The organism is Chelatococcus composti, from assembly GCF_014201415.1.
In the GTDB taxonomy this organism is placed as follows: domain Bacteria; phylum Pseudomonadota; class Alphaproteobacteria; order Rhizobiales; family Beijerinckiaceae; genus Chelatococcus_A; species Chelatococcus_A composti.
The window spans coordinates 559,880-580,369 of record NZ_JACHEH010000001.1 but is presented as its reverse complement, the minus strand read 5'-3'; the positions used below and the strand labels follow the sequence as shown (position 1 = coordinate 580,369).

Below are 20,490 nucleotides of genomic sequence, written 5' to 3'. Positions count from 1 at the left end.
GCGAGGCCGCGAAAGGAAATCTTATTCCACTCCGCTTCGGCTATCGTCAGGCGAAATCGTACGTGTGGTACGTTGAAAAGAACATGTCGACCGTTATATCGATCGCATCGGGTGCGCGGCCTTCGGGCGCGCCTTCTTCGGAGGAGAGGGAAGATGAAACGAATTTTCCGCACGGGGCTCATGGGGATGGCGGCTGCCATCGCACTGTCGGGCAGCGCGTTCGCTGCTGACTATCCGACAAAGCCGATCGAGATGATCGTCGCCTTCGCTCCCGGCGGCGGCACCGACGTGGCTGCCCGCTCGATCGCCAGCTTCATGGAGAAGCACCTCGGCGACGGTGCGCGCATCGCGGTCATCAACAAGCCGGGCGCAGGCGGTGAGATCGGCTGGACGGCGGTGGCCCAGGCCAAGCCCGACGGCTACACCATCGGCTTCATCAACGTGCCGGCCATCAACGCGCTCGTCGTCGAGGGCAAGGCAAAGTTCAAGATGGACGACTTCCAGCCCATCGCCAACCTCGTCTATGACCCCGGTGTGCTCGTGGTGGGCAAGAACAGCCCCTTCAAGTCCGTGAAGGACCTCGTCGAGGCGGCGAAGGAGAAGCCCGGCACGATCGCCGTCGGCACCTCGGGCGCGGTCGGCTCGTCCGAGCACATCACCATCCTCAACTTTGAGCGTCTGGCCGGCATCAAGCTGACGCACGCCCCCTTCGGTGGCACGGCGCCCGTCCGCCAGGCGGTGCTCGGCGGGCACATCCCTGCCGCCACGATGAACCTCAGCGAGGCGCTGCAACTTGCGCGCGAGGGTGAGATCCGCGTCCTCGGCGTGATGAGCGAGGAGCGGTCGGAGTATCTCAAGGATGCCCCGACCTTCCGCGAGCAGGGCTATGATGTGGTCGCCGGCTCCTCGCGTGGCATCGCCGCGCCCAAGGGCATCCCGGCCGAGATCGTCGCGAAGCTCGAGGCGGCCGTCGACAAGGCCCTGAAGGATCCGGAATACCTCGAGGCCGCGAAGAAGGCCGAGATCCCGCTGCACTATCTTGCCTCGGCCGACTACAAGGCCTTCCTCGACAAGAGCACGGCCGACCTCGAGGCGACCTGGAAGGTCTCGCCGTGGCGGTGACGGCCGGCCCCTCTCGACGCACCGTCGAGTTCGTGTTCGCGGCGGCGCTCATCGCCGTCGCGGGCGCGGTGTTCGTCCTCTCGGCCGATTATCCGGCCGAGAGCGCGGCCTTCCCGCGCGTGCTTGCCGTACTGCTCGCCCTGTGCGCCGTCCTGGTCGCTGCGCGCCAGCTCCGGCACAGGGACGAGGCGGGAGCGCAGCCGTTCTTCCTGCATCTGCCGCGCTTCCTCATCACCCTCGTGGCGCTGGTCGCCTATGTCGTGGCCATCGATGTGACCGGCTATCTGCTGCCCAGCTTCGCGCTCGCCGTGGCGCTGCCGTTCGTTCTGGGATACCGGCGCCTCGCGCTTACGGTTCCGCTCGCCGTCGGCACGCTCGTGCTGATCGTGCTCGTCTTCAACGTGGCCCTCGAGCGGCCCATGCCGCCGGATGTCCTGATGCACCTGTGGGAGTCGGTGCGGTGATCGATGCCATAATCCACGCCCTGCCTCACGTCTTCGCACCGGCGAACCTTCTGGCCATCACCATTGGCTCCGTCGCCGGTCTCGTCGTCGGCGCCTTGCCCGGCCTCACGGTGACGACAGGCATCGCCATCCTCATCCCGCTCACCTTCGGGCTCGACCCGCTCTTTGCCCTTGGCATGATGGCCGGCATGTACAACGCCGGCAGCTACGGCGGGGCCATTCCGGCCATTCTTATGCGCGTGCCCGGCACGCCGGCCTCCGTCGCCACGATCCTCGACGGCTACGAGATGACAAAGCGGGGCGAGGCAGCCTACGCGCTGCAGGTGGCCGTCGTGTCCGGCGTCATCGGCAGCGTGCTGTCCGCCATCGCGCTCATCCTCTTCGCGCCGCCGCTGGTCAAGGTGAGCCTGCTCTTCGGCCCGGCGGAATATTTCTGGCTGGCAATGCTCGGCCTTGCCACCATCTCGGCGCTGCTTGGCGACGATCTCGTCAAGGGCATCGCCGCCTCCGCCATCGGCCTGCTCATCGGCACCGTGGGGCAGGACCTGACAAGCGGCACGGAGCGCTTCACCTTCGGCAGCCTCGAGCTGATGGACGGTTTCAGCATCGTTGTGCTGCTGACGGGTCTGTTCGCCCTGCCGCCCGTGTTCCAGATGGCCGAGGAAGCGATCAAGGAGGGCATGTCGGCCTCGCTTCTGAGGTTCAAGAAGCAGCGCTCCGTCATGCGCGAATGGCGCTATTTCCTGCCCGTCTGGCTGCGCAGCTCCGCCATCGGCATCTTCATCGGCGTCATGCCCGGCGCCGCAGGCAGCATGTCGTCCTTCCTCGCCTACAACGAGGCCAAGCGCGTGGCGCACAGCCCGGAAACCTTCGGGCAGGGCAACCCGGAGGGCGTGGCGGCCTCGGAGGCTGGCAACGGCGCGGACAATGCGGCGGCGCTCATTCCGGCACTGTCGCTCGGCATTCCGGGCTCGGGTGTCGCGGCGGTCATTCTCGGCGGGCTGCTCGTGCACGGCCTGCGGCCCGGCCCGCAGCTGTTCCGCGACCATCCCGACATCGTCTACGGCTTCATGCTGCAGATGCTGCTGTCCGCCTTCCTGCTGTTCGCGGTGGGGGGCCTCGCCGCGACGCGCATCTTCGGCCAGGTGCTGCGTCTGCCGCGCATTGTGCTGGCGCCGCTGATCGTCCTCTTCGTCGCCATCGGCGTCTACGCTGTCAACAACGCGATGTTCGACCTCTATGTTCTCATGGGTGTCGGCGTCGTCGCCTATGTGTTGGAGAAGCTGGACTATCCGCAGGCGCCCGTGGTGCTGGGGCTCATCCTTGGGCCGATGGCCGAGAGCCAGCTGCGGCTGTCGCTCACCATCTCGCAGGGAGACCCCTCCGCGCTGGTTGCGTCTTGGGTGTCGATCATCCTCGCGCTGCTGACAGCCATCGTGCTGGTGACGCCGCTCTACCGCAGCTGGCGCGAGAAGCGGCAGCGCAAGCCGGCGGCGGCCTGACGGCCGCCGCCCCGGGCTCTCAGCCGGACGCGAGGGCGAAATCGAGCGGTATCTCGGTCGTCGACTTGATCTCCTCCATGGCGAACATGGAGGAGACGTCGGTGAGGTCGACGCGGCTGATGAGCTTCTTGTACACCGCGTCATAGGCCGTGATGTCGGGTACCAGGGCACGCAGCAGGTAGTCGATCTCGCCGCTCATGCGGTAGACGTCGACGATTTCCGGGATATCCGCCACCGCCTTCTGGAACTTCTCGAGCCAGGCGAGGGTGTGCTGGCTCGTGCGTATCGCGATGAACACGGTGACGCCCGCGTTCAGCTGCTTGCGGTCGAGCAGGGCGACGCGCTTGCGGATGACGCCGGACCGCTCCAGCTTCTGGATACGGCGCCAGCACGGAGTGGGCGAGAGGCCCGCCCGCTCCGCGATCTCGGCGATGGAGAGGGTCGCATCACCCTGCAACGCGGCAAGGATACGACGGTCGAATTCGTCGATCGCCATGGTCGGATCGTCCGCTAGGCCGTTGCGGCTGGCCAGCCCTCGCGGGCGCGCCGCAGCAGCTCCTCCTTCGACAGGCCCTCGAGCCCGAGCACGGGCAGAAGGTCGTTCTCGGCCCGGAAGTCGCGCCCGTAGATGGCGGAGATAACCGTGATGCCGGCCGAGTGCACCGTCGTGTCGACGCCCGCGATCTTGCCGATCGCCTCGGCGAAGACGAGGCCGTAGGGAACGTCCTCGTGGACGAAGCGCGTGTCGAGCGTGGTCGGCCCGGGCGGGCCGCCGCGCCGGGCGTGGATCGTGCGCGCGATGTCGGCGAGATCCCCCACCGGCACGTCGAAGGAGCGGTGGAAATGCTCCTCGATGGGATGGATCTTGAGGCCAAAGGCGCTGGCGACGGCAAGGCGCTCGTGGTCGAGTGTCGTGATGAGCCGGCTGACGGCGTCCGTCATGTAGTGGTACTGCGGCCAGTTCTCGCCGCGCTCGATGCGCGTGAGGTTGCAGAGCGCCAGGCCGAAATGCGCCACCGGGTTGATGTTGATGAGGGAGGTGGCGAGCACGTCCGACTGTTCGATGAAGCGGTCGCCGAAGAGCGTGCGGCACGTCTCCAGGCCAACGGCCGCCTGCGAGACGGGCAGGGTGGCGACGTGCAGGCTGGTGCGCACGGTCATGATCGCCACCTCGGTGCCGCTGCGCCGGCGCGCCGTCAGTACCGTGGTGCCCCACGTGGCGATCGGCACCTCGACGCCGCGCCCGGCAAGAAGGCGCGAGAGATAGAGCGCGCTGAGGGAGCAGAGCGAGCTGATGATGACCACCTGGCCCGGCCTGATGTGCGGGGCCGCGGCCTCCATCACGGTGCGGTGTCCGTTGCCGGGAACGGCGACGAGGATGACGTCGGCATCCGCCACGGCCTCGGCCGCGCTTGTGGCGACCTGCGGCCGGCACTCGCCCTCGATCTTGCCGCTGTAGCGGAGGCTCTCGCCGGCGGCGAGCTCGCGCGTGCCCGCGCCGGAGGGCGACCACAGCACTGGCTCATGGCCGTGATGCGCGAGCCATGCGGCGCTGGCCAGCCCGATGCCCCCGCTCCCGAGAATGGCAACCTTCATGTCATCTCCCGAAGAAATTCCTTTTACACGCCGGCCGGATTGCGGCCGGATGCCGATAATACTGCCCCGCGCAGAAAAGCCTGCCTCATTTTGCCGGTCTGTGGAGAATGATGTTGCCGCCGGCTGCCGCAGCAGCGCAGTTCGCGCAAAACGTTTCCTACCTGTCAGCGACCGTGGCGGGCGGCAAGCGCGTGGCCACCGAGCACGGCGCCGAGCGACAGCAGGACGACCGCCGTGAGGTAGACGGCGGCGAGGCCGGGGCTGTCGCCGAGGAGGAGGAACGTTTCGAGGCTGAGTGCCGAGAAGGTGGTCAGCCCGCCGCACAGGCCGCCCATAACGAACTGGCGGCCGACGGGGCCGATGGAGAGGCTGCCTGCGGGGCCGGAGATGCGCGCGAAGAAGCCGATGATGAACGAGCCCACCACGTTGACGGCGGCAGTCGCGCCGAGAAGCGGGAGGACGGGCCAGACCCCGACGCCGACAGTGACGAAAAAGCGCAGCAGCGAGCCGAGCGCAGCGCCGCAGCCGACCGCAAGGCAGATGCGAAGGTCTTCACGACGCATCGCTGGTGGCCCTCAGCGCCCGAAGCCAGCCGCGGCCAGGAAGCCGAGGTCAGTGGCTGCGAGGCACACAAGCGCCGAAGCAACGACGTTTGCCGCCGCAACGTCTCGCTTGCCGTCGAGGGCAAGGCTGAGCGTCTGCAGCGCGAAGGACGAGACGGTGGTGTAGCCGCCGCAGAAGCCGACGATGAAGAAGGCCTGGACCATGTCCTGCGCGCCGGGTGCATCGAGCAGGCGGACGAGGCCCGCGAGCAGCCCGATGAGCGCTGAGCCAGAGACGTTCACCGCGAACGTGCCCCAGGGAAAAGCTGGACCGAGGCGGCGATCGACCGCGCCGGCGACGGCGAAGCGAGAGGCCCCGCCGAGAAAGCCGCCGAGCAGCACGAGAAGGGAGGCCTCCAGGCTCATGGATTCTCATCCGGGCATCGAGCATCGCTCGCGCCGCCATTGCCGCTGTGCAATGTTGATAGCGAAGCCGACGGAGCCTCACAAGGCGGGCGCCTGCGAGAACGGCCGCTTCATTCACAAGGATCAGCGCGGTCACAAAATCGGAATTTTCACATAGTCGATAATTGGTTCAGAAAATTTTTTATAGTTGTGCATCAACTGCGACATCGCGCGGAAGATGGACGCAAGAACGGGTGAGCGTCCGCAGCGAACGGATCAGGCATCCTGTGCGTGCGCTGCGGCACATCGCAAAGGCGCCTTTCGGCGGATGACTTTCAGCCCCCTGCCGCAATTGATACATTTGAAACGAGTTGGGGCATCATGCCGTGTCGCTCGAAATCCGCGTTCTCGGAGAACTGACGGTCCTTCGCGCCGGCGAGACCGTGGCTCTGCCACCGTCGCGCAAGACGCGGGCGCTGCTCGCCTATCTGGCGATGACCGACAGGCCGCAGCGGCGGGAGCGGCTGTGCGAGATGTTCTGGGAAATTCCGGACGATCCGCGCGGCGCTCTGCGCTGGAGCCTGTCGAAGATCCGCCAGATTGTGGAGGACGGCGAGGGCGGCGTGCTGGAGGCGGACCGGAACGCGGTCTTCCTCAACAAGGATCGCCTGGTGCTCGATGCGGCGCCGCTGCGCGGGCTGGGCATCGACGACCTTGAGGCGAGCGACACCGGGAGGCTCGAGGCGCTAGCCGGCACCTTCCGCGGCCCCTTTCTCGACGACCTGTCGCTGCCGCGCTGTCCCGATTTCGAGGCCTGGCGCACGGCTGTGGGCGACGAGCTCGACGTCACGCACCTGCGCCTCCTGCGCATTCTGGTGGACCGGCTGGCGGATGAGCCCGCACGTGCCCTTGTCCATGCGCACAGGCTGCAGGCCCTCGCGCCCAACGACGAGACGGTGCGCGCCGATATCCGCCGGCTCGGCGAAGCCGCCCGCCGCATCGCCGTGGTCCAGCCGAGGCCTCCGACGGCCGAGGGCGCTGCCGCCGACGCCGGGGCCGGGGAGGGGCCGCAGCAGCGGGCACCGCCCGTTGGCAACCGGCCGCTTGCGCAGGAAATCCGCCGCTGCGCCACGCCCGACGGGGTGCGGCTCGCCTATGCACTGAGCGGCCAGGGGCCGCCCCTCGTCCGCGCCGCCCACTGGATGTCGCATCTGGAGCGGGACTGGGACAGCCCGGTCTGGAAGCACTGGATGGAGGGCCTTTCGGCGCACTTCCGGCTGGTGCGCTACGACCAGCGCGGCAACGGGCTGTCGGACCGCGACCCCGCGGACCTCACGTTCGAAGCGATGATCGCGGACCTGGAGAGTATCATCGACGCCGCCGGGCTGCGCCGCGTCTTCCTGCTCGGCATCTCCCACGGCTGTGCCACATCCATCGCCTATGCCGCCCGCCATCCAGAGCGTGTGGCCGGCATGGTGCTCTACGGCGGCGCGGCATGCGGCTGGCGCAGGCGGGGCGACGAGCGCGAGGTGGCGCGCCGGGCGGCCATGAGCGCACTGATCCGCGAGGGCTGGGGGCAGGATGACCCGGTTTTCCGCCAAATGTTCACCTCCATGTTCATCCCGGAGGCAACGCCGGAGCAGAAGGACTGGTACAACGCCTTGCAGCGCGACACTGTCTCGCCCGAGGTCGCCCAGCGCATCTTCGAGGAGGGCGGGGATGTCGACGTGACCGATCTGCTCCCGCGGATCCGCGTGCCGACCCTCGTGATGCACGCCACCCGCGATGCGCTGATCCCGTTCGAGTTCGGCAAGGCGCTTGCCGCCGGCATTCCCGGCGCTCGCTTTCTGGCGCTCGACAGCGCCAATCACGTGCTTCTGTCACACGAGCCGGCCTTCGCCACCTTTCTCGAGGAAACGCGCCGCTTCCTCACCGATCCGGAAGGGATGCAGACGCTGGCACAACCCAAGGCCCGTCTCGGCATCGACCGCTCGCGCCAGCACGTGACGATGCTGGCTGCCGAGATCGTCGGACCGCTGAACGATGACGAAACGCTCGATCCCGAGGCGGCGGAGCGCGAGCTGCGGCCGATCTGTGACCGCCTCGAGGCGGTCATCAAGGAGCATGGCGGCGTCGTCACCGCCAGCCTCGACGGCGTGGTGAGCGCCGCCTTCGGCCTCGCGCGAGCGACGGAGGATCATGCCTTTCTTGCCTGCCGTGCGGCGCTCGCGGCGCGGCTCGCCGTCGAGGAGCAGTCGCAGGGCTGTGCCCGGCTGCGGGCCGGCATCGACACGGGCGAGGTCGTCGTCCGCCACACATCCGGGCCCGACGGCCTCCGGGTGGAGATCAACGGCGTTGCCCCCCGCGCCGCCAACCGCCTGATGCGGTCGCTGCTGCGCACGACCGTCGCCGCGACGGCCCGCGCACGGGCGGCCGCAGGCGGCTATATCCAGATGCAGCGGATGCGCTACACCGAGCATCCGCAACTGGGGCGGGACGAGAAGGTCTACGAACTCATCAGCGAAAACCATGCCCTGTCGCGCTGGCACCTCAGGGCCAATCGCGGGCTGACCGGCCTTGTCGCGCGCGAGGCCGAGCTGAGGACGCTGGTGACGGCCTGGCGGCGCGTGCGCGAGGGACACGGGCAGGTCGTCGGCATCGCTGCTGACCCGGGTCTCGGCAAGTCACGGCTCGCCCACGAGTTCCTCGCGCTCGACGAGGTGGCCGGTTTCGCCGTGCTCGAAAGCGGCGGCCACGAGTTCGACCAGAGCACCTCGCTCGGCGTCGCCAAGAAGCTGTTCCTGTCCGCCTGCGGCATCCGTGGCGACGATACGCTGGAGGAGGCGCGCGACCGCTTCCTGCGCCGGCATGCCGAGCTTGCGCTGGACCCGGCGCACATCGCGCCGCTCTCCTTCCTCGCCGACATGCCGGTGGAGGACGAGGACTGGCTCCGGTTCGACGCGCGCGAACGCACAGGGCGCGTCTGCACGGCGATGACCGCCTTTCTCGTCGCCGTGAGCCGGCAGACGCCGCTCGCCCTCCTGGTGGAGGACCTGCACTGGATCGACGCCGAGAGCGAGGCCATCGTCAACCGCCTCGTCGATGTCATCGGCGCGCACCGCATCATGCTCATCGCCACCTACCGCCCGCACTACCTGCACGGCTGGGCGCGCCGCGGCTCCTTTCAGCAGATCAGGCTGGAACGCTTTGTGCGCGAGGAGATGGATCAGTTCCTGACGGCTCTTCTCGGCACCCATCGGAGCCTCGAGGACTTGCGCGCGCTCCTTGCCGACAAGGCCGAGGGCACGCCGCTCTTTCTGGAGGAGATGGTACGCGCACTCGTCGCATGCGGGGCCCTGGGCGGCGAACCCGGACGCTACGAGGCGACACGCCCCGTCACCGACTTGGTCATCCCCTCGTCAGTACAGTCGGTCATCGCCGCGCGCATCCGGCAGCTCGACGAAGTCGAGCGCCAGGTGCTGCAGGTCGCCGCCGTCATCGGCCGCAACGTGTCGCGCCCGCTGCTTCAGGATCTCCTGGGAGGGATCGACCTTGATGCGGCGCTCTCCCGCCTGCAGGAGCTTGAGTTCCTGTTCGAGGTGCAGAGCTTCCCGCACACCGAATACACCTTCAAGCACGCGCTGACCCTCGGTGCCGCCTACGACTCCCTGCTGCGGGAAGACCGCAGGGAGCTGCACCGCGCGGTCTTCGCAGCAATGGCGCGGCTCTATGCCGGTTCGCTGACGCACCACATCGAGCAGCTGTCGGAGCATGCCTTCCGCGCCGAGCAGTGGGAGCCGGCGGCGCATTACCTCCTGCTCGCTGCGGGCCGGGCCGAGGAGCGCTCGGCCTATGCGGCGGCCGCACAGTTTCTGGAGAAGGCGCGCATCGCCGTGGCGGCTCTGCCGCGGACGCCCGAAACGCTCGCCCAGGCGATCGACCTGCGCGTGCGCATGCGCCCCGCATACGGTGCGATAGGAGAGTATCGCAAGGCGCTCGGCCCACTGCTGGAAGCGCGGGAACTCGCCATGGAACTGGGCGATCCGCAGCGCATCTCGGACGTTCTCCTGCATCTGAGCTATCTCAACAGCTCGCACGGCCGCTTCGAGGAGGCGCTGGAGCCGGCCGAGACCTTGAACAGGGCGGCGACCGCCAACGGCGTTGAGCGCTGCATCAGCGAGTCTGATCTCGCCGCCTCGCAGGCGCTCATCCTGCGCAGCAGGGCGCGCGAGGTGCTGGCGCGCCTCGCGCCGCACGAGGAGCGGTTCACCCGGCTGTGGCGGCTCGAGCGCTTCGGGCAGATCGGCGCCCGCTCGGTCTGGTTTCTCGGCCACCGCGCCCAGGCGCAGGCCCGGCTCGGCCTCTTTACTGAGGCGGACCGGACGCTCGCGGAGCTGCGCCAGGTCGTCAGCGAGGTTGCGCGGCCCGTGGACAGCTGCGCGGAAGTCTACTTCACCGGCGTCGTCGAGATCCTGCGCGGGCCCGACAGGGCAACGGTGGAGCGCCTGCGCCGCGCGGTGTCGGAGGCGAGCTGCGCCGGGCGCCTGCTGGTGCAGGGGTGGCTTCTCGTCATCCTCGGCCAGGCGGAGGTCATGCTGGGGGAGCTCCAGACAGCCTATGCCACGCTCGAAAGGGCCGTCACCGAGGCGGAAAGCATGGGCCTGCCGCAGTTCGAATGTCATGCCCGTGCCGTTCTTGCCAGCCTGCGCGCCCGCTTGGGCGAGCCGGAGGCCGCGGCCAATCTCGGCCACGCGCTCGACCTTGCCCGCCAGCGGCAAGACCCGTGGAGCGAGATCCTCGCCCTGCGGGGGTTCGCGGAGCTCAGGCCGGCGCGGGCCTCAACCCGATGGCTGGAAGAAGCCTGCGCCCTCGCGCGGCAAAGCGAGCTGCGGCCGGAGCTCGCCCGTTCGCTGCATGCCCTCGGTCTCGCCCAGCGCCGGACGGACCCGGCGCTCGCGGCCGCAACGCTTGCGGAGGCCGATGCCCTCTGCGAGGAGATGGGCCTGCGCGACCGCGCCGCCGGTGGTGACGGGCGACGCGCGGACCGGTTGCCGGCCCGGAAGCGCACGGCTGCGGCGATCTCGCTCTAGCATCCCCGCCAGCACGATGGCCACGCAGCGACGGTCGCTATTTTCCGACCGTGCCCAGCCGCACGACAGGTGCGTTCGGATTGATCGAGAAGCAGACGACCACGCTGTCTTCGAGGGCGCTGACCACCGTCCGGCTCGGCCGGCGGATCAGGCCCGTTTCGGCCTCGCCGAACGGGATCCCGTCCACCAGGACTTGCCCGGTGAACACATAGAAATAGCTGTCCCAGCCTTTCGGCGGTGGGGGCAACGCCGTCACTGATCCATTGGACAGGCGGATGTCAAAGAACTTCACGTCGTTGCGTACGAAGAAGGGCGCATCCGAGTTTTCCGGCCCGAAGAGGTAGCGCCATTCGTTCGGCCGTCCTGTCGGCATTTCGCCGAACTGGATGCGGGGTTCGAGATCCGCAGCGCGGGGCCGGACGAAGATCTGCAGCATGCGCAGATAAGGATCGGACGACAGGACGCGTTCCTCATGCCAGAAGCCGGAGCCCGCGTTCATGACCATCAGGTGCCTGTCGTCGACAACGAGCTCGCCAACAGTCAGGTCGTTGTGCCGCATGACGCCGCCCGGCACCCACGAGATGATCTCGTCATTCGTGTGTTCGTGCAGGCGGATGTGCGTGCCTGGTTCCAGGGTCGATTCAACGATGAGGGCCAGGGGACCGTGCCCGTGATCGCTCGGCTCCGGCAGGTTGAAGCCGGGCAGGTTGATGTGCAGCGTGAACGGCCCCTGACGCTGGATGATCCGAGTCCTCGGTGCCTTGAGGATTTCGTTGTTGATGACTTCGACGGTCGACATCGGTTTCTCTAATGGTTCATTGCGCAGACGATGGTCATTCACCATTCGAATGCTTTGATGAGTTGATGATAAATATATATAAGTACAGCAGGGCGCCGCGTAGTGACCGATGCCGGATCATCGTGTCCCACGGATGGAACGGGAAATGCAGGACCTGAATGACCTCTATTATTTCGCCAAGGTGATCGAAAATAGGGGCTTCGCAGCCGCGAGCAGGGCGCTCGGCGTGCCAAAATCCACCCTCAGCCGGAGGGTCGCGGCGCTGGAGGAACGGCTCGGCGTGCGCCTGCTTCAGAGGAATGCGAGCAAGTTCTCGCTGACCCACATCGGCGAGCTGTATTTCCGGCAGTGCCAGGCGATGATCGTCGAGGCGGAAGCGGCGCAGGAGGTGATCGATCGCACCAAGGCGGAGCCGCGCGGCGTCATCTCGGTCACCTGCCCGGTTTCCCTGCTGCAGGCGCTCGTCTCGCAGATGATCGCTCGCTTCCTCGCCGCCTATCCGCTGATCACGGTCAACCTTTCGGCGACCAACCGCCGTGTCGATGTCATTGAGGAAGGGGTGGACCTCGCCTTCCGCGTGCGTTTCCCGCCGCTCGAAAACAGCAATCTGGTGATGAAGAACCTCGGCAGCAGCGAGCAGCTGCTCGTCGCGCATCCCGCCTTCCTGGACATGCACGGACGCCCCGACGATCCGGGGCAGGCGGCAGCCCTTCCGACCATGGACCTCACGCGGGTCATGCCGCGACATGCTTGGGAATTGACCGACGAGGAGGGCGACACGGTCACAGTCCCCATCCAGCCGCGTTATGTCTCCGATGACATGGCGGCGCTCCGTGATGCCGCCCTCAACAGGATCGGCATCGTTCAGCTACCCGAATACATGGTTCGCAACCACATTGGCGCCGGGGAGCTGGAAGTCGTGCTCCCGAAATGGAAGCCGAAGGCAGGCATCGTGCATATCGTCTTCGCCTCGCGCCGGGGGCTGGCTCCGGCCGTGAGACATTTCATCGACTTCATCGAGAAGGAGTTCGCCCTCGTTTCTCGGGGCGCACCGGCGGGAACCGCCTTCTGAAGATCCCGGCCTCCGGTGGCGGGCTCGCCTGGTTTTCGGATCGCCGTCGGCTCGGAACAAGCGTGAATGCCGCAGCGGCCCGATCGTGCCGCTGCGGCAAGGCAATCACCTCGTGCCTTCCTTGAGGCCGAGGAGCTGCCATTCCCAGCGCAGCCCCTGGCCGAAACCGCCACCGTGCTCCTCGAAGAGCTTCGTCACCTCGCCCGCGGTCTCCTCGCGCGCCCAGTCGCGCTGCAGCTCGCTGACATAGGACCAGGTGGTGGTCGGAACCGCGCCGGCCTGGATCATGCGCGCCACGGCCATGTCGTGCGCCTCACGGCTCGCGCCGCCGGACGCGTCGGTGATGAAATAGACCTCGTAGCCATCGGCCAAGGCCGAAAGGACCGGCAACAGCAGGCAGACTTCCGTCCAAAGGCCGGCCATGACCAGCTTCTTCTTTCCGGTCTGCCGAACCCAATCGACAACGCGCGTATCTTCCCAGGTGTTGAGCGTGGTGCGGTCGAGGGGGACCTGTTCGGGGAAGACGTCCTGGATCTCCTTGATGAGATCCTGCCGTTCCGCGATTGCAGTGGTGAGCAGGGTCGGAATGCCGAAGATCTTCGAGGCCTTGGCCACCGCCTGAGCATTGTTGATGACCTGCGACGCCTCGTGCGAGCGCAGCGTCAGAAGCTGGAGATACTGGTGGTCGATCAGCAGAAGTGCATGATTGTCAGGGGTCAAAAGGTTCGCAGTCATTGTCCTTCTCCTTCGCTCGGGGCTGGCTTAGCCCGACGAGGCGAAGGTGGACTTGCATCGTCTTGCCGAGTAGCCGGCGATACCGGGTCGTCGCGTCCCATGAATGGAACAGGAAGCGGCAGTCGCTCGGTCTTCCGCCTGCAGTGCGTCAGCTTTGGCACGCTTCGTCTACGGCAGGGATCGTTGCAGGCGCGGGGCGCCGCGCTGACGCATGTGTTCTCGGCTCAGTGCCGGCGGCGCAGGCCGAAAGCCGTCACCTCGTCGATCTTGGAGCGGTCGAGGCCGATGTCTGCCAGGAGATAATCGGGCAGCTCGTGCAGGTCCTGCCGCGCCCGCCGCAGGCGGACGAAGTGCCTGAGGTTGGAGACGGCAGCCGTCAGAACGCTGAGGGCAGGGCGGCGCGCCGGGCGGCGGGCGGGGAAGGGTGTGACATTGTCGAGAGTGCTCATGGTGGTCTCCGTGTCCGGTCGCCGGAGGGCGCCGACGGCCCGGTTGTCCGCGGCGAGCGTGAGCGTGAGCGTTGAAGGGAGCGTCGGTTTTGCGCCCGGCTGCTGTTGGAATTCGCTTCAGGCCGCGCTGCGGCGGCGCAAGCCGAGAAAGCCCGCGATATGCGCGGCGAGGGCCTCGGCATCGGCGCCTACGCCGTCGATGAAGCTCGAGTTGCGCCGGCGCATGAAGTTGAGTCCGAGGACGTAGATGCCCGCGAGCGGACAGACGCCGCCGTCGTGGACGATCTCGCCACAGGCATCGAGAACCGGAATGTGGAGCCAGGGATAGCTGCGCCGGTAGCCCGTGGCCCACACCACCGTTCTGATGCCCTCGCGATCGAGGTCCAGTTCAGCTGCGCCCCCGGACAGGAGGATTGGCTCGGCCGCCTCGCGTGCGGCAACCTCGCCGAAACCCTGCTCCGCCGCCGCGTCGATGCCGTTGAGAATGCGCAGGAGGCGCAGATCCGCCGCGGCGGTGGTCTGCAGCAGGTCTGCGGCAAAGCGCAGGCGCCGGCCGCGCGCCGCGGTCGCCCGCCCCACCAGCCGCACGCCCTTGCGCTGCAGGAGCGCAAGGTCGATCGAGCGGTGGTCGGGGCTGCCGATGAGCTGCAGGGAGGGCTCCTCGCGCTGGGTGTCGTGGGGATGCACTTCCGTCCGTGCCTTGCGCAGGCTGCCGAGGCGGTCGAGCCACCACAGGATGTCGTGCCCGCGGTAGCGGCGCGGCAGGCGCGTGTGATGGCCGATGGAGAGCGTGACAGGCCGCCCCGAAGCGTGGATCTCCTCGGCCAGCTGGATGCCGCTCGCCGAAGCGCCGATCACGAGGACGCCGCCTTCGGGAAGCTGGCCGGGCCGGCGATAGTCGCGCGGCACGACCTGCAGGATGCGCCGTCCGAGGCGGGAGGCCATTAGGGGAATGCGCGGCTGGTCGCAATGGCCGGTGGCGATCACGAGGCCGCGTGCCATCCATTCGCCCGCGTCGGTGACGACGCGGTATCCGTCGCCCGAGCGCTTGACGGACTTCACCGCGACACCGCTCTCGACAGGTGCCGCGATGCTGTGCGCATAGCCCTCCAGAAAGCGGACCGTTTCCGGCATGGTCATGAATCCGTCTGGGTCCGGCCCGTCGTAGCCGCCGCCAGGAAGGCGCGTCATCCAGTTCGGGGTCAGCAGGCGCAGGGATTCCCATCTTTCGCTGCGCCAGCGCTCGCCAATGCGGCCCCGCTCCAGGACAATGTGCGCGATGCCGCGCGCGCTCAGGCAACGGCTCATGGCGAGGCCGGCCTGGCCGGCGCCGATGATGACGATATCGGTGTGCTTCATGAGAGGCGCCCGCAGATCGCCGGCCCCACTGGTGATGGCGCCGGCGAAAGGGAAGGTCTTGGATGCGATGGTTCAGGCGGCGACGCCGATGGAGACGGGAACGCCGTTGGTCAGCACGTCGAACACGGCCGAGCGGGCGCGGGCCTGCGCCACGATCTCCTCGAGCTTTTCCTTCGGGGCATCGCCGGCGATGGTGAAATGCGCGCGGATACCCTCGTAGCCGTTGCGCACATCCTTCGACAGGCCGAGGATGCCGCGCAGGTCGATGTCGCCCTCGACCGTCGCTTCCACCTTGTGCAGCGTGACGCCGCGGGCGGCCGCGATGTTGGCGATGCCGGACATGAGGCATGCTGCGAGCGCACCGAGGAGATACTCCACCGGCGTCGGCCCCTTGTCGGTCCCGCACAGCACGGCCGGATGGTCACCGTGCGCCTCATAGCCGGTGACGTGGGACTGCTCGCCACCGGCGCCGAAAAACTCCTTCATTGTCGTGACGCTGTGCGTGCCGGAAACCCAGCGGCTGCGGGCACGGAAGCGGAACTGCGCCAGCTCGGGCTGCCCGGCCACGGCGTTGATCGTGGCGAACAGCGTCGGCGTGTCGACGCCATTGCGCGGTGACGGCGGCTCCTTGCGGGCCGGCTTGGTCATCGTCGTGGTGGTGTCCTGCGTGGTCGTGTGCATGTCGCGCTCCAGAGTGGGGAGGAACTCGCCGGTTCTCGTCCGGCCACCGCCATGTCTCGCGCCTCGCCGTGTGACGCGCCGTTTGAATGAGGGTGGAAAATGGGCTCCGGGTGCCCGCCGGAGCGCACAAGCGTTGAATTTCACCTCGCCGGGGCAGGATGAAACGAGGAAGGGGAGCGGCGAGGGCCGCTCCCCTTCGGTCCGCCGTGGCGCGATGCAGGCTTGGCTCAAGCCTTCGCGCGCACCCATTGCGGCAGGAGGCTGTCGGGATCGGGACAGGCGTCGCGGTCATGCGCGATGCCCGCCGCCGCAAGGCGCGCGCTGAGCGAGCCGTCCTGCCAGGCGGCCAGCGTCTCCGTGCAGCCGCCCAGGTGCCGGCCGGCCACAAAGACCTGCGGGATGGTGGGGGAACCGACGCGGGCTCTTAACGCCTTGCGGATCTCCCCGTCCATCGCCTCCCTCTGCCGTTCAGGCGTGTCGATGTCGATGCACCGGTAGGGGATGCCGGCACGGTCGAACAGCTTGCGGACGCTCCAGCAGAACTCGCACCATGTGAGGGAGAAGAGGACGACCGGGTGGTCAGGATCGCCAATGGCCTCGTCGACAAACGCGTCGGCGGCCGGATCGATGCGGACCTCGCCGGCTGCCGTCTGCGGACCGGCGAAGGACGGTGGCCGGTCGAAGCGATAGCCGGGCGTCGAGCGGGAGATCTCCTCCTCCTCCAGCGACATCTCCTCGGTGATGTGGTCGAACAGGATGGTGCTCAGATAGCGCTCGCCGGTGTCCGGCAGCATGCACAGCACGTTCCGCCCCGCCTTGGCACGGCGGGCGACCTCCATGGCGCCAGCGAGCGTCGCCCCGCTGGAGATGCCGGCGAGGATGCCTTCTTCCGTCGCGAGCCGGCGCGCCGCGGCGAGTGCGCTGTCACCCGAAACGGGCACGATCTCGTCGACGAGCCCCTCGGCCATCGCCTTGCCGACGATCTGCGGAATGAAATCCGGGCTCCAGCCCTGGATGGGATGGGGGCGAAAGCGCGTGTGCGCGCGCGTCGGCATGCCGCGCTCGTCGAACTGCTGCGCGATGCCGCTCGACAGGAGCGCTGAATTGTCCGGCTCGCAGACCACGATGCGCGTCTGTGGCCGCTCGCGCCTGAGCACGCTGGCGACGCCCGCGAGGGTGCCACCCGTTCCCGTGCCTGTCACCCAGTAGTCGAGGGGGCGGTCGCGGAACGCTTCCAGGATTTCCCGCGCCGTGGTGCGGGCGTGAACGGCGGCATTGACCGGCGTCTCGAATTGCCGGCACAGAAACCAGCCGTGCGTTTCGGCGAGCTCGATGGCCTTGGCGAGCATGCCGCTGCCGCGCTCGACCGCCGGCGTCAGCACCACGCGCGCACCGAAGAAGCGCATCAGCTTGCGCCGCTCGATGCTCGCGTTCTCCGGCATCACGATGACGAGCGGGTAGCCCTTGCGGGCGCAGACCATGGCGAGGCCGATGCCCGTGTTGCCACTGGTCGCCTCGACCACGGTCTGGCCAGGCTTCAGCGCGCCCGAGCGTTCCGCCTCGGCGATGATCGCCGCGGCCAGCCGGTCCTTGACAGAGCCGCCGGGATTGAAGGCCTCAAGCTTGGCATAGAGCGCGGCGCCGCCTGTCTGCATGCGGGCGAGGCGTACCACGGGTGTCTTGCCGATCGTGTCGAGGATGCTCTCGTATGGCATTGATATCATTGCCATTCCTTTCAAGGGTGATGCCGGGCGGAGCCCGCGCCGCTCAGCGGCCGGGGGCGGGGGAAAGGCCGTGCGGGGCAGGCTTGCCGCGCGTCGTGGTGCCGGCGGCCAGCAGGGCGAGGATGGCAAGGTTGGCGACGCCCGCGGCGAAGGCGATGAGGAAGGCGGGCGTGTAGCTGGCGAAACCGTCATAGGCGAGGCCACCGAGGTAGCCGCCGACGCCCCTTCCGGCCCATGCCACCAGCATCACCGCGCCGATGGCCCGGCCGAAGCGCGCTGCGGGGACAAGCTCGCGCACGCACAGGATGAGGCAGGTCATGTTGCCGGCAAAGCCGAAGCCGAACACCGCCGAAAGCGCGAGCAGGCCGAGCCGGTCGTCGAGCATGGGGTAGATCGCGACACATGCCGTCTGGGCGGCCGAGGCCGTCGCGTAGGCGGCGAGGTTGCCGATCCGGTCGGCGAGGAGGCCGAAGGCCACGCGCCCGACGGTGCCGAACAGCATCGCAACGAGCAGACTCGTCGAGCCGAGATCGGACGAGCCGCACACGGCTGTAACGAAGCTGGCGAGCTGAACCAGCGGAAAGCCCATGCACGCGCAGCACAGGAAGGCCGCGGCCGCGAGCATCGGCACGGGCGAGGGGCGGGCCTCGCCGGCGCTCTGTGCTGCGCCAGCCTGCATCGGCGCTGCAGCGGCAGACGCGGGAGGCCGGACAGCCGGCAGCAGCAGGCCGAGCGCCAGCATGGTGGCGGCGGCGAGGATGCCGTAGGCCGGTCGCCAGCCGACACTGTCGATAAGCAGGTTGGCCGTGTAGGGCATCACACCCTGACCGAGCGCGCCGCCCGCGGTGACGATGCCCATGGCGAGGCCGCGACGGCGTTCGAACCAGAGCGCCGTGACGGAAAGAACCGGCGCATAGAGGCAGGCGAAGCCGAGGCCGCCGAGCACCAGGCTCGCGGCATAGAAGTGCCAGAGCGACTGCGCGAGCGTGAAGACGCCGAGCGCCGCAACCATTGCCGCGGAGCCGAAGGTGAGGAAGAGGCGAGGGGCGAAACGGTCGGACAGGCGCCCCCAGACGAGGCCGCCCAGGGCCATGCCGACGGTGGACAGCGTGTAGACGAGGCTGAGGTCCGCCCGCGACCAGCCGAACTCGACCTCCAGCGGCCGCATGAAGACCGACGGCAGGGCAAGGGCGCCGAAGCCGAAGGCCATGGCCGTGGTTGCGCCAGCGGCCGCCAGGATGGCGGACACCGGCACCGCGGCGGCCGTGCTGCCGCCCATGGTGCCGGCGGCGGGTTGCTGCTTCTGCATGTGCCTGCTCCCGAGAGTGGTCTCCTCTCAATCCGCCCGGCACATGGAAACGGGCGTGGGAGCGAGCGTGGAAAGAAGTCCCGGGCAGCGTGGAATGCGCGGCGCCCGCCCCGTCCGGCCTGCCCGGCCAGCATTGCCGCGTGACAGCCGCCATGCAGTCAATGTACAAGCAATTGACTGCATACATTGACGACGCCCGATGGACGACTGGAAGCTTGAACTGGCCCGCAGCGGCGCGCCCCGCTACATCGCCATCGCCGATCTCATCGCGCGCGATGTGGCGCGCGGCCGCCTGCGGCCGGGAGACCGGCTGCCGCCACAACGCGAGCTGGCGGCCCGCCTCAAGGTGGATTTCACCACCGTCGCGCGCGGCTATGTGGAGGCGCAGAAGCGCGGGCTGGTCGTCTCGCATGTCGGCCGAGGCACCTTCGTGCGCGATCCATCCGGCGGGACAGCGCAGTCGTCGCCAGCCGCCGACGAGCATCGCGACACGGTGGCCGACCTGTCGATGAACCTGCCGCCCGAGCCGGATGATCCCGCGCTGCTCGCCCGGATGCGCGAGGGGTTGAGTGTCGTCTCGGCCAGCCTCGTGCCGCTGCTGCGCTACCAGGCTTTCGGCGGCGACGGACGGGACAAGGATGCGGCGGCGCTCTGGCTCGCCCGGCGAGGGCTCGATTGCCCGTACGAGCGCTTCTTCATCGCGCCGGGAGCGCATCCAGCGCTGCTCGCCATTCTTTCCGTGCTGGCGAAGCCGGGGGAGCGGATCCTGTCCGAAGAGATCACCTATCCCGGCGTGCGCTCCATCGCCGCCCAGCTCGGGCTCGAGCTCGCCGGCCTGTCCATGGACGGGGAGGGCATCCTGCCGGAGGCCTTTGCGGAGGCCTGCGAGCGCCTGCGGCCCAAGGCCCTCTATCTCAACCCGACCCTTCAGAACCCGACCACGCTCACCATCCCGCCGTCACGGCGCGACGCGCTCTGCGCCGTGGCCCGGAGATATCGCGTCCCGATCATCGAGGACGACGCCTACGGCTTCATTCCGCAGCAGGCGCCGCCGGCGATGGCGGCGACGGCGCCAGACATCGTGTGGTACATCGGTGGCCTGTCCAAGGTTATCGGCGCCGGCCTGCGCCTCGCCTACGTGGCCGTGCCGGAGACGCGGGCGGCGTGGCTCTTCGCCAGTGCCATGCGGGCCGGGACGCTCATGGCCTCGCCGGTGACCGCGGCGCTCGCCACGCGCTGGATCGAGGACGGCACGGCGGATGAGATCCTCGCCTTCATCCGCCGGGAGACGCAGGCACGGCAGCGCATCGCCGCCGAGATCCTGCCCGCCGGGAGCTTCCGTGCCGATCCGCTCAGCTTCAACATCTGGATGCCGCTGCCCGAGGGCTGGAGCCGCTCGGCCTTCACGGCCCACATGCGCGCTTCCGGCATCGCGGCGGTGGCGAGCGACGCCTTCACCGTGGCGGGGCCGCCGCAGGAGTTCGTGCGCATCTGCCTCGGCGGGCCAATCGGTCGCGAGCGCCTGCGCGAGGGGCTGGCCTTCATGGCCCATTCGCTCGCCGGGCGGCCCGAGATGGCCTCCGCCTTCTTCTGATCTGCGCGCCGACATGCCGCATCGCTATCCTGTCAATTGCGGCCTAT

The 20,490-nt window shown here is 68.3% G+C and carries 17 protein-coding genes; 6 read left to right on the top strand and 11 right to left on the bottom strand.

The genetic code is table 11. From position 1 onward, the window contains the following. Nucleotides 1–153 precede the first annotated feature (153 nt). Genes HNQ73_RS02820 through HNQ73_RS02810 form a run of 3 tightly spaced genes read left to right on the top strand, consistent with a single transcriptional unit; the run spans nt 154 to nt 3,088 of the window. Complete coding sequence (locus tag HNQ73_RS02820) at nt 154–1,122, top strand: Bug family tripartite tricarboxylate transporter substrate binding protein (RefSeq protein ID WP_244649780.1); 969 nt, start codon at nt 154–156, stop codon at nt 1,120–1,122. Continuing rightward, complete coding sequence (locus HNQ73_RS02815; RefSeq protein ID WP_183331992.1) at nt 1,113–1,586, top strand: tripartite tricarboxylate transporter TctB family protein; 474 nt, start codon at nt 1,113–1,115, stop codon at nt 1,584–1,586. Before HNQ73_RS02820 ends, HNQ73_RS02815 begins: the two co-directional genes overlap by 10 nt. Next, nucleotides 1,583–3,088, top strand: coding sequence for a tripartite tricarboxylate transporter permease (locus HNQ73_RS02810; RefSeq protein ID WP_183331990.1), 1,506 nt, complete (start codon nt 1,583–1,585; stop codon nt 3,086–3,088). Before HNQ73_RS02815 ends, HNQ73_RS02810 begins: the two co-directional genes overlap by 4 nt. A 19-nt stretch (nt 3,089–3,107) precedes the next feature. Here the strand turns inward: HNQ73_RS02810 and HNQ73_RS02805 are convergent, their stop codons facing one another. The 4 genes from HNQ73_RS02805 to crcB all read right to left on the bottom strand — a co-directional run bounded on the left by HNQ73_RS02805 (nt 3,108) and on the right by crcB (nt 5,652). Further along, nucleotides 3,108–3,578: an Lrp/AsnC family transcriptional regulator gene (locus HNQ73_RS02805; protein WP_210310565.1), complete on the bottom strand. Its 471-nt coding sequence runs from the start codon at nt 3,576–3,578 to the stop codon at nt 3,108–3,110. A gap of 20 nt (nt 3,579–3,598) precedes the next feature. Next, complete coding sequence (locus HNQ73_RS02800) at nt 3,599–4,684, bottom strand: NAD/NADP-dependent octopine/nopaline dehydrogenase family protein (protein ID WP_183331986.1); 1,086 nt, start codon at nt 4,682–4,684, stop codon at nt 3,599–3,601. Nucleotides 4,685–4,848: 164 nt separating this feature from the next. Then, nucleotides 4,849–5,247 carry a CrcB family protein gene (locus tag HNQ73_RS02795; protein WP_183331984.1) on the bottom strand — a complete coding sequence of 133 codons (399 nt, stop codon included), beginning with the start codon at nt 5,245–5,247 and terminating at the stop codon, nt 4,849–4,851. Between the two features lie 12 nt (nt 5,248–5,259). Next, nucleotides 5,260–5,652, bottom strand: coding sequence for a fluoride efflux transporter CrcB (gene crcB / locus HNQ73_RS02790; RefSeq protein ID WP_183331982.1), 393 nt, complete (start codon nt 5,650–5,652; stop codon nt 5,260–5,262). A 365-nt stretch (nt 5,653–6,017) separates the two neighbouring features. Here crcB and HNQ73_RS02785 point away from each other — a divergent pair, with 365 nt between their 5' ends. Beyond that, nucleotides 6,018–10,721: an alpha/beta fold hydrolase gene (locus HNQ73_RS02785; protein WP_183331980.1), complete on the top strand. Its 4,704-nt coding sequence runs from the start codon at nt 6,018–6,020 to the stop codon at nt 10,719–10,721. A 37-nt stretch (nt 10,722–10,758) separates the two neighbouring features. Here HNQ73_RS02785 and HNQ73_RS02780 read toward each other — a convergent pair whose 3' ends face one another. Further along, nucleotides 10,759–11,520, bottom strand: coding sequence for a pirin family protein (locus tag HNQ73_RS02780; protein WP_183331978.1), 762 nt, complete (start codon nt 11,518–11,520; stop codon nt 10,759–10,761). A 145-nt stretch (nt 11,521–11,665) separates the two neighbouring features. Between HNQ73_RS02780 and HNQ73_RS02775 the strand changes: the two genes are divergently transcribed. Next, on the top strand, nt 11,666–12,592 hold the full coding sequence (locus HNQ73_RS02775) for a LysR substrate-binding domain-containing protein (protein ID WP_183331976.1): 927 nt from the start codon (nt 11,666–11,668) through the stop codon (nt 12,590–12,592). Between the two features lie 105 nt (nt 12,593–12,697). Here the strand turns inward: HNQ73_RS02775 and HNQ73_RS02770 are convergent, their stop codons facing one another. From HNQ73_RS02770 to HNQ73_RS02745, 6 genes are all read right to left on the bottom strand, one after another. After that, entirely contained in the window at nt 12,698–13,327 is a 630-nt protein-coding gene (locus HNQ73_RS02770; protein WP_183331974.1) for a hydrolase, read from the bottom strand. A gap of 224 nt (nt 13,328–13,551) precedes the next feature. Then, a complete protein-coding gene (locus HNQ73_RS02765; RefSeq protein WP_183331972.1) occupies nt 13,552–13,776 on the bottom strand; it encodes a DUF1127 domain-containing protein in 225 nt (74 codons plus the stop codon). A gap of 117 nt (nt 13,777–13,893) precedes the next feature. Continuing rightward, complete coding sequence (locus HNQ73_RS02760; RefSeq protein WP_183331970.1) at nt 13,894–15,135, bottom strand: flavin-containing monooxygenase; 1,242 nt, start codon at nt 15,133–15,135, stop codon at nt 13,894–13,896. A 72-nt stretch (nt 15,136–15,207) separates the two neighbouring features. Beyond that, on the bottom strand, nt 15,208–15,816 hold the full coding sequence (locus tag HNQ73_RS02755) for an OsmC family protein (protein ID WP_183331968.1): 609 nt from the start codon (nt 15,814–15,816) through the stop codon (nt 15,208–15,210). A gap of 227 nt (nt 15,817–16,043) precedes the next feature. Further along, nucleotides 16,044–17,540, bottom strand: coding sequence for a cysteine synthase A (gene cysK / locus HNQ73_RS02750; protein ID WP_183331966.1), 1,497 nt, complete (start codon nt 17,538–17,540; stop codon nt 16,044–16,046). A gap of 43 nt (nt 17,541–17,583) precedes the next feature. Further along, nucleotides 17,584–18,849, bottom strand: a complete 1,266-nt coding sequence (locus HNQ73_RS02745; RefSeq protein ID WP_183331964.1) for an MFS transporter — start codon at nt 18,847–18,849, stop codon at nt 17,584–17,586. Between the two features lie 199 nt (nt 18,850–19,048). Here HNQ73_RS02745 and HNQ73_RS02740 point away from each other — a divergent pair, with 199 nt between their 5' ends. Beyond that, nucleotides 19,049–20,443 (top strand): aminotransferase-like domain-containing protein, encoded by a 1,395-nt coding sequence (locus tag HNQ73_RS02740; protein WP_183331962.1) that lies wholly within the window; start codon nt 19,049–19,051, stop codon nt 20,441–20,443. Nucleotides 20,444–20,490: the final 47 nt, after the last annotated feature.

Bases quoted from the DNA above. Each gene is read 5' to 3' on its own strand.
- HNQ73_RS02820 (WP_244649780.1), top strand. From the start codon at position 154: ATGAAACGAATTTTCCGCACGGGGCTCATGGGGATGGCGGCTGCCATC.
- HNQ73_RS02800 (WP_183331986.1), bottom strand. From the start codon at position 4,684: ATGAAGGTTGCCATTCTCGGGAGCGGGGGCATCGGGCTGGCCAGCGCC.
- HNQ73_RS02795 (WP_183331984.1), bottom strand. From the start codon at position 5,247: ATGCGTCGTGAAGACCTTCGCATCTGCCTTGCGGTCGGCTGCGGCGCT.
- crcB (WP_183331982.1), bottom strand. From the start codon at position 5,652: ATGAGCCTGGAGGCCTCCCTTCTCGTGCTGCTCGGCGGCTTTCTCGGC.
- HNQ73_RS02780 (WP_183331978.1), bottom strand. From the start codon at position 11,520: ATGTCGACCGTCGAAGTCATCAACAACGAAATCCTCAAGGCACCGAGG.
- HNQ73_RS02775 (WP_183331976.1), top strand. From the start codon at position 11,666: ATGCAGGACCTGAATGACCTCTATTATTTCGCCAAGGTGATCGAAAAT.
- HNQ73_RS02770 (WP_183331974.1), bottom strand. From the start codon at position 13,327: ATGACTGCGAACCTTTTGACCCCTGACAATCATGCACTTCTGCTGATC.
- HNQ73_RS02765 (WP_183331972.1), bottom strand. From the start codon at position 13,776: ATGAGCACTCTCGACAATGTCACACCCTTCCCCGCCCGCCGCCCGGCG.
- HNQ73_RS02760 (WP_183331970.1), bottom strand. From the start codon at position 15,135: ATGAAGCACACCGATATCGTCATCATCGGCGCCGGCCAGGCCGGCCTC.
- HNQ73_RS02755 (WP_183331968.1), bottom strand. From the start codon at position 15,816: ATGCACACGACCACGCAGGACACCACCACGACGATGACCAAGCCGGCC.
- cysK (WP_183331966.1), bottom strand. From the start codon at position 17,540: ATGATATCAATGCCATACGAGAGCATCCTCGACACGATCGGCAAGACA.
- HNQ73_RS02745 (WP_183331964.1), bottom strand. From the start codon at position 18,849: ATGCAGAAGCAGCAACCCGCCGCCGGCACCATGGGCGGCAGCACGGCC.
- HNQ73_RS02740 (WP_183331962.1), top strand. From the start codon at position 19,049: ATGGACGACTGGAAGCTTGAACTGGCCCGCAGCGGCGCGCCCCGCTAC.